Origin of the sequence: Photobacterium lucens (assembly GCF_009873615.1) — a bacterium.
GTDB lineage: Bacteria > Pseudomonadota > Gammaproteobacteria > Enterobacterales > Vibrionaceae > Photobacterium > Photobacterium lucens.
Genome location: NZ_SSMG01000205.1, coordinates 14272 through 27796, shown reverse-complemented (window position 1 = coordinate 27796; position 13525 = coordinate 14272). Strand labels below are relative to the sequence as shown.

The 13525-nt window shown below is 42.0% G+C and carries 8 protein-coding genes; 4 read left to right on the top strand and 4 right to left on the bottom strand.

What is annotated here, in order from left to right; genetic code table 11:
• The first annotated feature begins 233 nt into the window (after positions 1 to 233).
• On the top strand, positions 234 to 2876 hold the full coding sequence (locus E5A76_RS09620; RefSeq protein ID WP_161118791.1) for a molybdopterin-dependent oxidoreductase: 2643 nt from the start codon (positions 234 to 236) through the stop codon (positions 2874 to 2876).
• 108 nt (positions 2877 to 2984) lie between these two features.
• On the opposite strand, the gene E5A76_RS09615 is transcribed toward E5A76_RS09620, so the two are convergent.
• Positions 2985 to 6062 (bottom strand): efflux RND transporter permease subunit, encoded by a 3078-nt coding sequence (locus E5A76_RS09615; protein WP_161118790.1) that lies wholly within the window; start codon positions 6060 to 6062, stop codon positions 2985 to 2987.
• Positions 6062 to 7156 carry an efflux RND transporter periplasmic adaptor subunit gene (locus E5A76_RS09610; protein ID WP_237459119.1) on the bottom strand — a complete coding sequence of 365 codons (1095 nt, stop codon included), beginning with the start codon at positions 7154 to 7156 and terminating at the stop codon, positions 6062 to 6064. The genes E5A76_RS09615 and E5A76_RS09610 overlap by 1 nt, the downstream gene beginning before the upstream one ends.
• Before the next feature lie 397 nt (positions 7157 to 7553).
• Between E5A76_RS09610 and E5A76_RS09605 the strand changes: the two genes are divergently transcribed.
• Complete coding sequence (locus E5A76_RS09605; protein WP_161118789.1) at positions 7554 to 8858, top strand: solute carrier family 23 protein; 1305 nt, start codon at positions 7554 to 7556, stop codon at positions 8856 to 8858.
• Entirely contained in the window at positions 8851 to 10218 is a 1368-nt protein-coding gene (locus E5A76_RS09600) for an amidohydrolase family protein (protein ID WP_161118788.1), read from the top strand. The genes E5A76_RS09605 and E5A76_RS09600 overlap by 8 nt, the downstream gene beginning before the upstream one ends.
• Before the next feature lie 130 nt (positions 10219 to 10348).
• Here E5A76_RS09600 and E5A76_RS09595 read toward each other — a convergent pair whose 3' ends face one another.
• Together E5A76_RS09595 and E5A76_RS09590 are read right to left on the bottom strand one after the other, a co-directional pair.
• On the bottom strand, positions 10349 to 10771 hold the full coding sequence (locus E5A76_RS09595; protein WP_161118787.1) for a GNAT family N-acetyltransferase: 423 nt from the start codon (positions 10769 to 10771) through the stop codon (positions 10349 to 10351).
• Between the two features lie 44 nt (positions 10772 to 10815).
• On the bottom strand, positions 10816 to 13089 hold the full coding sequence (locus tag E5A76_RS09590) for a peptidase U32 family protein (protein ID WP_161118786.1): 2274 nt from the start codon (positions 13087 to 13089) through the stop codon (positions 10816 to 10818).
• Between the two features lie 241 nt (positions 13090 to 13330).
• On the opposite strand from E5A76_RS09590, the gene E5A76_RS09585 reads away from it, so the two are divergent.
• Positions 13331 to 13525: a hypothetical protein gene (locus tag E5A76_RS09585; protein WP_008987455.1), complete on the top strand. Its 195-nt coding sequence runs from the start codon at positions 13331 to 13333 to the stop codon at positions 13523 to 13525.

Here is a 13525-nt window from a genome sequence, read left to right as displayed (position 1 = left end):
ATTAAACTTTGCTTAATACGCTAAATATTCTACGATTTATATCGACCATTAAACATCTTGATCTATGGCAACTAATAATGAAAACTAATTTTCCAATACACCCTATAATATATTTCTTATTTCCGTGTAGCCTATCAAGAATTAATAAAAAAATAGGCATCAAAACCGAATGAATATTAAGCACTAATTGTGCTTTGGTTTATTTATTACTCGGACTGTCTCGGAATTAAATTATGACCCTATCACGTCGAAACTTTTTAAAAGGTTCGGTAGCAACAGCGATTGCTGCTAACGGACTTACCCTTTTCCCAGCAGGTAAAGTATTTGCAGACGACACGCAAGTTATTCCATCTGCCTCCCACTATGGTCCGTTCAAAGCTGTTGTTAAAAACGGTAAATTAATTGGTGTTCAACCACTTAACGATGTTGACCCATTCCCAACAGAAATGCTGACGAAAGGTGTTTTAAGCCGTACGTACTCTGACACACGTATTAAGTACCCGATGGTGCGTAAGTCACTACTGGAAGATCCACTGGGTAACCACAACCCCCACCTACGTGGTAAAGAACCGTTTGTTCGCGTTGATTGGGACACTGCAATTGCCCTCACCGCTTTCTGTATTGCTCGTACAATCGAAAATCACGGTAACGAAGCAATATTCAGTTCTTCTTACGGTGGTTGGTCTCACTCTGGTCTTAACCGTCCACAAACCCTACAAGGTCGTTTCTTCAACCTGATCGGTGGTCAAAGTATCTGTGCGGGTGACTACTCTGCAGGTGCTTCTGAAGTTATTCTTCCTCATATCATTGGTGATATGGAAGTGTACTCGCCACAAACTGCATGGAAAATTATTGAAGAGAACACTGAAGCTGTTCTGTTCATCGGTTGTGACCCTTGGAAAACTAACCGTATTGAATTCCGTGTTGCTGATCACTCTATGCAAAAACACTGGGAAGCGTTTAAAGAGAAAGGCATTAAGTTTATCTCTATTAACCCTCAGAAGACCCAAACTGACAAAGCCCTTGGCAGTGAGATGATCAATATTCGTCCTAATACGGATACTGCACTATTTACTGCAATGTCTTACCACCTATGTAAAACAGGTAAGAACGATCAGGCTTACTTAGATAAATACACGGTAGGTTTTGATAAGTACCTTGATTACCTAATGGGTAAAGACGACGGTATTGAGAAAACACCGGAATGGGCAGAAAAGATCACAGGTCTTCCAGCCGCTAAAATCGTTGAAATTGCTGAGCTTTGTGTAACTAAACGTACTCAAATCGCAGCAGGTTGGGCACTACAACGTGCTGACCACGGTGAAATGATCCACTGGTCTATCATCAACTTTGCCGCTATCGCTGGTAAGATTGGTAAGCCGGGTGAAGGTGCAGGCTTTAGCTGGCACTATGGTAACGGTGGTATGCCTTCTTCTGGTAAGCGTATGCCTATCGGTCTTTCTCAAGGTCGTAACCCAATCACTAAAACATGTCCGGTTGTAATGATTTCAGACATGTTGAAAAATCCGGGTAAAGCCTACACCCGTGATGGTGCAAACCTAACGTTACCTAAAGCGAAATTAATCTATAACGCAGGTAACAACCTTCTTTCGCACCAACAAGATACAAACGAGTTAATCCAAGCACTTAACGAGAATATTGACACAATTATCTGTCAAGACCCTTGGTGGTGTGCAACGGCGAAGTACTCAGATATCGTACTACCAACAACCACAACACTAGAGCGTGACGACATCACTTCTGGTGGTACTTACAGCAACAACAAGATTTATGCGATGCGTAAAGTAGTTGAGCCTGTAGGTGAAAGCCTAGACGATTACGAAATCTTCTCTCGTCTTGCATTCATGTTTAACGTGCATCAAGAGTTTACTGACGGTAAAACCATGTACCAACACATCAAAGCCTCTTACGAAGCTTCTGATGCAACGGATGATTTCAAAACATTCTGGCAAAACGGTATTACTCACCTATCAACACCTGCTGATGCTAACAGCTTTGTTCGTCATGGTGATTTCTACGCTGATCCTGAGAAAAATCCACTTCATACACCAAGTGGTAAGATCGAACTTTACAGTGAAACACTTGCGAAGTTTAAAGCGTTTGAGTGTCCACCAATGCCACAATGGATGCCTCCATTTGAATGGTTAGGTAATGCGAAGAAAGATCAGGTTCACGTACTAAGCCCGCACCCATGGATGCGTCTACACTCACAAATGGCTAATGCTGATGTGAACAGCTACGAATCTGTTGATGGTCGTCAAATCGTGCTTATCAACAAAGATGATGCAGCAGCACGTGGCGTGAAAGATGGCGATGTGGTTGAAGTGTACAACGACCGTGGTGCGCTACTTGCAGGTGCACGTATTACTGATGAAGCAATGCCGGGTGTTATTTACATTCACGAAGGTGCATGGCTACAGCTTGATGAGAAAGGCCGTTGTAACTCTGGCTCTATCAACATGCTAACCAGCAGTAAAACAAGTAGTGGTTTAGCACAGGCAACCAGTGCTAATACCTGTTTGGCTTACTTCAAGAAATGTACTGATGTATTAACACCAAACAAAGCTTACGAGCCACCACAAATTGTTAAGTCTAAATTCCAAGTGGATATTTGGTCACTACAGTTAGGTAAGCGCTTAAAAGCGGTTGCAGCAGAGCAAGGTCCACAGCAATCTCCTGGTGAGAAACTGTTCTACGGTAGCTGTACTCTATGTCACGCCGCACCACACCCAAGTGACTTCACTTACAAGCAGTGGAAAGGTATTACAACAAGTATGTTCCCACGCGCAGGTCTAAACGATAAAGACCGTCAGCTTGTACTTGATTTCTTAAAAGAGAATGCAAAAAAAGAGTGATTTAACCCACTCTCTTTAAACGCTGAAATATTATCGGTGACAAGATAATAAAAACAAAACGCAGCCAACTCGGCTGCGTTTTCTTTATCGATAACACACGACTAATGGCTAAGATTCGATAGCGTTATTGTTCTTTTTACGCTTGAACTTTTGCACCATCAAATACACGCTTGGCACAACAAATAATGGATCAACAATACCTAAAGCCATACCTGCAATAATAATGATCCCCAATGAGCCCATCGCATTTGCCCCAGGACCTGCTTCCCACAATAATGGCAAAGAGCCTAATATCATGGTCAGTGAGGTCATTAGTATTGGACGCAAACGGGTTTTCGTCGCTTTGAGTATCGCTTCTCGCGGTGCTAATCCTTCAGCATGCAGCTCATTCGCAAATTCAGTGATCAATATACCGTGCTTACAAATCAAACCAATGAGTGTGACCAAGCCTATTTGCGAATACACGTTTAAAGTAAAATCACTAAAGTACAATGCCCAAAGTGCTACAGATAAGGTGATAGGTAATGACAACATCACTACTAATGCATCAACCACACTTTCAAATTGCGCACTCAGTACCATGTAAATAAAAACAAGTGCAGCCACAAAGACAAACAGCATTTGTTGGTTTGCATCCAGATACTGTTTTGCTTCATCGACATAAGCATAACTTGCATTCGCTGGTAAAATATCAGGCAGCATTTGGTTTAGCGCTGCAATCCCTTCTCCCATACTTACGCCATCTTCTAATCGTATAGATAATGATGCAGACGTGGCTCTGTCGTATTGCTCAAGTGAACGTGGCCCAACTTCATTTTCAATATTTATCAGCGCCGACATCGGTACTAACTGCCCTTGTTTATTGGCAATCATCAGTTGTTTTAATGAGTCAGGGGTTAACGTAAATGCTGATTCTAGCTGTACATGTAGCGGATAATTTGCCCCTTGATAGCTCATATCATTACTGAAACTTTTACCACTCATTGCCAGCTTTAATATTTGTTGAATGTTACGTAGTGGCACATCATATTGTGAAGCTAGTACCCGATTAATGGTGATCTTAAATTGGTTCTGATCGAATTTAAGATTGCTTCGCGCATTAGAAAATAACGGTGACTGTTGAATTTTATAGGTAACTTCAGTGAGCTCTTTCGCCAGCACTTGCTCATCAACACTACTGCTAACATTAATATCGATACCACCACTGTTACCACGACGACCGCCGCCAGTTTCAATGGCAGGGATCACACCTGTGTATGCTCGATTACCGCCCTCTTTGAGCCTAGCATTGATCATTTCACTGATTTTCTGAGCTGATAAATCACGTTCTTGCCACGGCTTTAACGTCACAAAGCCACGGATAAAATCACTACTGGTAAGGATAGCGACATGGGCAATGTCAGGAATATGCTTTAATTGCGTATTCATGTTATCGATCATCTTTTGCTGACTAGCTTCATCGCTACTTCCCTCCAATGGCTGGAATAAAAAGATTTGCCCTGAATCCTCAGCAGGTAGCATTTGCGACGGTGTTTGGGTAAAAGGCCAATAACTACTCGCAAAAATAACAACCATGACTAATAACGTTGTTTTACGCCAATCAATGGTGGCAGTAAGCACATTATGATAAGCATGAGAAAGCCGATCTAACTGTTTATTCACCCAATTTTCAAAACGTCCAGCAGGTTTATGATTCATCATTGTGCTGCACATCATGGGCGATAATGTCAGTGCAACAACACCAGAAATAATCACAGTACCCGCTAATGTAAAGGCAAACTGCTGGAACAATTGTCCTGTAATACCGTCAACTAACCCCACCGGAATATATACCGCAGCCAGAGTTAAGGTTGTGGCAATAATGGCAAAACCAATTTGACGACAAGCCACTGCGGTAGCTTTAAACACCGAATCATGATGACGTAACTGGCGGTGAACGTTTTCTACCACAACGATGGCATCATCTACCACCAGCCCCACGGCTAATAGCATTGCGAGCAAGGTCAGGGAGTTAATGCTAAAACCTGCCAACTTCAGAATGATAAATGAGCACGATAAACAAACAGGAATGGTAACAATTGGAATTAACGCAATTCGCAAATTACCAAGGAACAACCAAATAACACCTGCAACCAGTATTACCGCTAGACCAATCGCAACATACACATCTTCTAATGCGGTAATAATAAAGGTCGATTTATCCAGTAATACCTTCGCTTGCATACCACTTGGTAACGTCATCGAGTCCAATAAATCATGTACCTGCTCAGACAGTACCAGTGGATTTGCCGTCGCTGTGTATTGTGGATTTAACACGAACAACATGGCATTTTTCTTCGAGAAATCCACCAGCGGCTTTACTTCACGTTGACTACTTGGTGTGCCAATCTTTATATCAGCCACTTGCTCTAATCGGATGGGTTGCTGCTGATAAGTAGCAATAATGATGTTTTTAATATCATCAAGGCTTGCGATCGCCCCTGTCACAATAAGCTGATACTGACTTTCGGTTCCAGACGTTTTACCACTGATAGTTGTAATGCTATCAACATCAGTAATTTTATTAATCACGCTATTAAGCGTTAAGCCATAAAAATAGACTTTGCCAGGATTTAAGGTGATCAGTACTGATTGCCCTGCACTCGGTGCCACACTTACGGAACCTGCTGCGGGTAGCTGCTCTAACTGGGGTAATAAGGTATCTGTACCATATTGATGAAACTCATATTCTGCTTGATGAGGACCGGGAGTTAGACCAATCAACATTGCAGGCATACCCTGATCGTCAGATTTGGTCACTTTCGGCGAAATATCATCAGGCAATTTATTTTCAATATTGCCAATATCATTATGGATTTCACTAACTAGCGTATCGATTTCACTGTCATCAATACTCGATGCCACATCAATGATGATATTGCCTCGCCCTTGCCGTGCAGTCGCTGACATATGGCTTATCCCTTCTGTACCTGCAATAGCGTTTTGAATAGGGATTAGCACTTCTGTCATCATGTTTTGTGCCGCTAGCGCACTATCATGCACAGTGACTTGAATTTTTGATTGGCTAATTTGTGGGGTATAACGCCAAGGTAATTTTTGACAAAAGATCAAACCAATAAAGACGGGGATCAACCACAGCACGGTACATAGTACTGGACGGCGTAAACACAGCTCAGTTAACTTCATTATTTACCTGCCGTCTCTGACTGTGATGATTGCGTTACTTGCTCTTGTTTATGAGCAGAGATCACTTCAACTTTTTGATCGGTACGTAGATAGTTTTGACCATTAACCACTAATTGATCGCCAACCGCCAATCCCGACACGATCTGCACATAGCCATCATAGTATTGCCCAACTTTCACATCACGTAGACGTGCTTTGTTATTCACAACAATAAACACCTGCGCACCTTGGATATTAGTCATTAACGCAGCAGTAGGAATTGTAACTTGTTGTAATAAGTCTCGTGTTTGTTGAACCACTTTAACGTTTTGTCCCGGTGAGAACTGTTTTGCATCAGATAACTGTGCTTTTAAACTCACCAACCCTAATGCGATATTAGGTGAAACATAACTCACCGTACCTTGTGCATGCTCTGTCGGTGTTAGCTCCGAATAAACTGTCACTTGTTGCCCCAGCTTATAAGCTGACTTTTGTGCTGCTGGCAGTTGATATTCAATGGTTAATTGATCTGGTGTGTACAAGGTGGCAAGGGTATTTCCCACCGTAATAACATCGCCAACATGATAATCAGTTTGGCTGATCACCCCATCGAAAGGCGCTTTAATAGCAAGCTCAGCAAGCAGCGATTTATCTTGCTCTAATTGCGCTAATGCCTGCTTATAATCACTCTCGCTATCATCATAAGTACTACGAGCGACAACACCTCTATTCACCAACTCTTTTTGACGTAACCATGTTTGTTTAGAGGCGTTTAGTAAGGCTTGATCTCGAGCAACTTTGGCTTTTGCGGCACTAGGATCAAATTGCACTAGCACCTGCCCCTTTTTAACTGTTTGTCCGGCTTTAAAATGAATAGCTGTAATTTGGCTAGTTTGCAGACTCTTTAACACAACGGAATTATGACTTTTCACCACACCATAACCTGTGATTTGTTCGGTGAGTGTACGTGCTGTCACAGGCTGCGTTTCTACTTGAGTAATTTTAGAACCATGTTTCTTAGGGTGGGACGCTAATTGGCTATCCTTGTCACAGCCAACAAGCACTAACGCCATAGCAGCGAAAACCATCGCTGTAATGCATTTTTGTTTCATCATGATCAACTTATCTGAAAATTAAACAATATAAGCAAGTCGCTGATATTAATTTCCAGCACCTCCTAACATACCTTTAAGGAATTATATATTAATAAGACAGTTAAGTGGTTTAAGTCAGAGTTGTGTCGCTTTACGTTTTTTTACATTCATATTTTTCATTATGTTAAGCGTTTTATACGCTCTACAAATCATTTAAAAATATTCTCACCGCCACAAAAGCAAACGTTTGCGTTTGTTGGTTTTTTATGTAAAATCCTGCGCAATTTTAAACAACCCTCTGCAATAAACTTTATAAGCAGCTGAAATAACGCTGATTTTTACAATTAGAAACATTTTCATCCACTCATACGATTTTCAACGCTGGTTTTATTGGCGTGCTTACTGGTAGATAAAAACCATGATTAATATTGATGAAAAAATCTCGTTACCGCGTGCGCTATCGCTAGGTGTTCAACACGTTTTAGCCATGGATCTGTATATTGTTCCCATTATTCTGGCTGGCTTACTTTCCTTAACCGTGGCAGATACCTCATCTCTGATCCAAATGACCTTTGTCGTCGCAGGTTTAGCGACTATTTTACAATCAACGCATCTATTGAAAATGCCAGTAATGCAAGGGCCTTCTTACATTCCTATTGGTGCGATTGCGGCTATTGGCAAAACATTGGGTATGGGTGCGGTATACGGGGCATTAATTCCTATAGCGTTGTTTATTGCTCTACTCGGCAAGCCGTTTAACCTATTTAGCGCCATTGTAAGAAAGCTGATCCCACCCATTGTCGGTGGCACGGTGATCATTGTGGTCGGTATTTCACTATTACCGATTGCCTTTAATGGTATTTATAACAGTGAACAACCTAGTGCCAATATCGTCATTGCACTAGCGAGCATGACATCGTTATCAGCGTTTATCTTGCTTGGTTGTTTATTTAAAACCTTACATTGGCTACGTTTAGTGTCGGTATTAGGCGCTATTGTCATTGGTACTATCACCGCTTCCATGTATGGCATGGCAGACTTCTCATCAGTAAAAGAAGCAGCATGGTTCCAGTTACCAAGCCTGTTACCTTTTGGTGAATTAGTGTTTGATCCTATTGCTATCCTAACCATGCTATTTATCTCAGTTATTGTGCTGGTTGAAACGACTGGAACATGGTGTGCTGTCAGCGCTGTAACGAATGTGAAATTATCCGATGATCGCCTAAACCGAGGTGCTACCGGTGAAGCCGTGGGTAATTTATTTTGTGCCGCCATTGGTGGTAGCCCAGTAACCGGTTATTCAACCAATGCTGGCATTATTGCCGTTACTGGCGTGGCTTCTCGTCGTGCCATTATTGCCGGTGGCTTTATCCTATTGCTATTAGGTTTAATGCCGAAACTCACCAGTATTATTGCCTCTATTCCGCATCCTGTGATCTCAGGTATTTTTGCCGTGATCTGCGTAGTTATTGCGATGAATGGCTTCCGTGTTATTCAAAACATTCAATTGAATGAACGTAATATGTTAGTGATTGGTTTGCCTATTATGCTGTCGCTCGGTGCCGTGCTGATGCCACGTGAATTGGTCTATGCCCTACCGCAACTGTTGGGCTACCTCGTTAACTCAGGTATTGCAATTGGTGCTATTGCTGCTGTTGTACTTAATTTTCTGCTGCCAGTAAGCCAAGAAGAAACGGTAACAACGGAGAATGAACATGCTTGATCTAGATAATATTCAGTTTGCGATTCAAGGTGATAGCTACCATTGTCCTATCAAGGGTGAGATTGAATTTAATCCTAATGGCTTGATCTTAGTCGATCATGCTGGTGACATTATTGCCACTTACCGCCAAGACGATCTGCAATACACCCAAGTATTAGCACAGCTACAACATGCCAATAAATTACAGGTGTTAAACAAAGGGCAATACTTGCTACCGGGTTTAGTTGATTTGCATTGTCATGCGTCGCAGTGGCCACAAGCAGGTAAAGGCTTAGACTTACCACTGTATGATTGGCTACAAAACTATACGTTTCCACTAGAAAACCGTTATCAAGACAATCAATTTGCGACTGCAGTTTACCAAGATGTGAGCCAACGCTTACTTGCTAACGGTACAACCAGTGCGGTGTATTTTGCTTCGATTTATCGCCAGTCTACAGAGCTATTGGCTAAAGCCTGTTTATCCATCGGTCAACGTGCGTTCGTCGGCAAAATCAATATGGATAACCCAACACAATGTCCTGATTATTACCGTGAAGCCAGTGTGGCTGATGCGATTGATGATACCGAGTTATTCATTCATAACGTTCAGTCCCTACATGGTAATCAGACTGGGTTAGTGAAACCTGTGATCACCCCACGCTTTGTGCCAAGCTGTAGCCATGAATTGCTAAAAGCCTTAGGCGGTTTAGTCCAACAGCACGATTTGCACATGCAAACCCATTGTTCAGAAAGTGATTGGGCACGAGATTACAGTCAGCAACACTACAATATGACGGATATTGAGTTATATGCCGATACAGGGCTATTAACCAATAAAGCGATTTTGGCGCATTCAATCTTTTTAACCCAATCAGACATTGCCACTATCAAGCAAGTGGATGCAGGTATTGCCCACTGCCCGTTATCTAATATGTTCTTTGCTAATGCAGCCATGCCTGCTCGTGAACTATTAAATCAAGACATTCATATTGGTTTAGGCAGTGATATTGCTGGTGCGCCAACCCCTTCAATTTTCCGCTCGGCTTTTGATGCGGTATCTCATTCTCGAGTGCGTGAAGAAGGTGTCAGCATTTACTTATCTGCCGAGCAACGAGGTATCGCTAATAGCCGTATCAGTTTCAATGAAGCGTTTTGGATGGCAACTAACGGTGGTGGGAAGGTGTTGAAAGAGAAGATTGGTATATTTGCGCCAAGTTATCACTTTGATGCCATTGTGGTAGAAGCCAAAGCGCAAGTCGGCAATCTGCGTATCTGGCCTGAGTTTGATTCACCACAAGATGTGATTGAGAAGATCATCGCTTTAGCACAACCAGAAAACGTGTCTAAAGTTTGGGTACAAGGTAAACAGGTAATTTAATCTCCTATTTATACCCAAGTAACTCTTTGGGGTTAAGACTGAGAAAAATAAAAGGGTGATGGTACATTTAACTAGCTATAGTCAGTATCCATCACCCTTTTGCTATTTTGTTGTTTGGCTTATATCACACTCAAACCAGCATCTGCTCCATGGCTTGATGCGGAATATTAGCTTCCATAAACTCATCACCGTATGGCATGAAACCTAGCTTACGGTAAAAATCGACAGCATGGGTTTGTGCGCCTAAGTCCACTCGTGGGTAGCCTTGCTGCTGGGCATATTCGACCAACGCTTGAACGACTTTCGCCCCTAAGCCTTGTCCACGTGCCGCTTTCATAATTGCAATACGACCAATATGACCGTCCGCTAAAATACGACCTGTACCTAATGGTTGCTCGCCATCCATCACCAGTACATGTACCGCTTCTGAGTCTAAATCATCAAATTCAATCTCAGGATCGATGTGCTGCTCTTGAATAAAAACCTGATCACGTACTGTGCGGATCAACCCTCGATGGGCGTCATCAAAAGCGACAATCTGAATCTCTACCATGATACTTTTCCGTTTTACTTCCTAGCCTAAGTTAACTGATGAACTTACAAGCCTTTCTTATATTGATGATGGATCGTGCCAACAATGGTTTGCTCTAGCGTTTCACGAGCACTCATATCACCGTGAATGTAGGCATTAAACAGCGATACTAGCGTTGCTTTATCAGCACTGATTTGTGTGTCCGTTTTAATATCACGAAGATCAATCATAAAGCGAGTAAACTTGTCAGGGAAATCTGTAACCGCTTGTAAGTTCATGTAGTTCTGCTGACTGTATAAGGCGTTATGCGCACCTCTTTGTTTATCTAATACAAACGAGGCATCTTTTAAACTCAAGATAGACGCAGACTTATCACACTTACGTAAGCACTTATTATCAAAACGCTTTTTCTTACAACCCACAGTTTGATGGAATAAACACTGACGGCTCATTAGCATCATTAATGGATGATAGATGCTGTAGTGCAACTCAAAGTTTTCAGGGCACACCAACGGGTTAATTTGCTTACGATTGATCTCGTTAGAAACAAATGCCCCCTTAGCGTTAAATTCATCCGCAATACACTGCAAACTAAAGGAGTTCGTCAGGTTCAGATAAGGACCTGCAATCCAATCAATCCCCTGCTGGTAAGCCACATACGCAATGCCGTTATTGTTAGTAACAAGTCGAGTCGGTTTAACACGCTCAATAAACGCCACTGCCGCTTGGTAGTTTTCACCAATTAAGATCGCAGGGAACCAAGGGATGAGGTGCGGATTTTCTTCAAACAGTGCGACGGTTTTCTCCAACTCCATTGATAAACCTTCAGCAATGGCGTAGTAAAGTACCGCATCATTAGCTTGATTTAATGCCACATCACTTGGTTCTGAAATCAAAATCGCAAGTTCAGGCTCAATACCTGTAGGTTTACGATGATTAACACTGTTACGTGGTTTTGGTGTATCAATCGGCGCAACAATTGCGACTTCACCATTTAATACATAACCAATGTGATCTTTAAGCTGCGCTAACTCAGCAAACGGAATCGATGTACCTTCGGCTAAATCGGCTGTATTAAATTCAGTGATTTGGTATTCACCTTCATTTGCCAAACTTTGGAAACGCTTTTCCAGCATGTCATGGGTTAAGGTGTGCTTATGGCTACCAATCAGTGCCGATTCAGATTGCAGCGTGATATTTTTCTCAGGCGCGGTTACCACAATCGTTAATGGTTGTCCTTCTTGACCACTAAAGACAATACTGAGTGGTAGCGAGCTAACATCCATATCTTTAGTGACAGCTTCAACGTTTTGGATAATCGCCGTTTTATCGTCATACAGCTTTTGCTTAACGCCTTTCACATCATCAATGGTGGTCGCTTGATACATTTGTGAGAAGTGCTTCACCGAGTTATCTCGTGGGTTATCAATAAACATACTCTTATTGATATCGCCTTGTAGGTACGAGTTAGAAAAGTCACGGTTAAAAACGGTAAACAGTGATGTGGTATCGGTTAATAGCGGCTTTTGCTCGCAGTAACGATCAATCTGCTGACGCCATTGATCCACCACGGTATAAACGTAGTGTGATTTCTTAATACGTCCTTCCACTTTTAGTGAATACACGCCAGCATCAGCAAGCTCCGCCATATCACCGAACGCTGAGTTATCTTTCATGTTCAGTGGAAAATCTTTACCCGCAGCGGTGGTTTGGTATTGATCGCGACAAGGCTGACTACAACGACCACGGTTACCTGAGTTACCATTTTTCACAGAGCTGATGTAACACAGACCAGAGAAACCAATGCAGTAAGAGCCGTGAACAAAGACTTCCATTAACACATCATGCTGATGACCAAACTGCGCCAGATGTTTAATTTCACCAATATTTAATTCACGGGATAAGTTAACACGGCTTGCTTGTAGCTGTTTTAAAAACAGAATTTGACCATCGTTATGGGTATTGATCTGAGTAGATGCATGCACATCCAAGGTAGGGAAATGCTTTTTAATGATGTGGAACAAGCCTAAATCTTGCAAAATCACACCATCAACCTTGGTATTGACTAGCTTGTTTAATAAACGGATCACCGCAGGAATTTCGCTATCTAATACCACGATGTTTAAGGTCAGGAAGATCTTACAATTGTTCTGATGAGCCAAACGAATGATGCCGCTGAGAACATCAAAGGTTAAGTTAGTTGCTCGGTTTCGTGCGTTGAAACTGTCCAAACCACAGTAGATCGCATCCGCACCCGCAGCAATAGCTGCTTTAATGGATTCAATATCACCACCGGGTGCCAATAACTCAAAATTCTCTTTCATCGCAACATTGCTCATCAACAACTGCACCTTTATAACCGCATTTTTTGTATGGACGGCTATTTTACGCGTAAGCTTTTAACAATGTCCAATAGTGAGATTTAAATCACATTAATTTGTCATGATGTTTATTAACACTCATAACAGCAATGTCTGATTACAGATATTCCAACTGATAACTGATCTCGATATGATGAAGGAAATTGGCAAGTAAGCAGTTATCTACTCGCTTGTTCTCACTGTCTGTAGGATAAAAACAATGACAAATGCAAACCAAGTTGAATTAACAGAAGCACAAAAAGAAGCGATTGAAGATATGGTGATCAACCGTGTTAACGCGATGAACAACGACAAAGTGCTTTGCGATGCCATTGATGCCAAAGTTCATGAAATGGAAGAGCACCTAAAAGAATATTTCCACCAGCGTTTCCACTTTCACAGCAACAAAGCGTAA

What these genes read in the sequence shown, in the direction of transcription:
- E5A76_RS09620 (WP_161118791.1), top strand. Translation starts at nt 234, where the DNA reads ATGACCCTATCACGTCGAAACTTTTTAAAAGGTTCGGTAGCAACAGCG.
- E5A76_RS09615 (WP_161118790.1), bottom strand. Translation starts at nt 6,062, where the DNA reads ATGAAGTTAACTGAGCTGTGTTTACGCCGTCCAGTACTATGTACCGTG.
- E5A76_RS09595 (WP_161118787.1), bottom strand. Translation starts at nt 10,771, where the DNA reads ATGGTAGAGATTCAGATTGTCGCTTTTGATGACGCCCATCGAGGGTTG.
- E5A76_RS09600 (WP_161118788.1), top strand. Translation starts at nt 8,851, where the DNA reads ATGCTTGATCTAGATAATATTCAGTTTGCGATTCAAGGTGATAGCTAC.
- E5A76_RS09605 (WP_161118789.1), top strand. Translation starts at nt 7,554, where the DNA reads ATGATTAATATTGATGAAAAAATCTCGTTACCGCGTGCGCTATCGCTA.
- E5A76_RS09590 (WP_161118786.1), bottom strand. Translation starts at nt 13,089, where the DNA reads ATGAGCAATGTTGCGATGAAAGAGAATTTTGAGTTATTGGCACCCGGT.
- E5A76_RS09585 (WP_008987455.1), top strand. Translation starts at nt 13,331, where the DNA reads ATGACAAATGCAAACCAAGTTGAATTAACAGAAGCACAAAAAGAAGCG.
- E5A76_RS09610 (WP_237459119.1), bottom strand. Translation starts at nt 7,156, where the DNA reads ATGATGAAACAAAAATGCATTACAGCGATGGTTTTCGCTGCTATGGCG.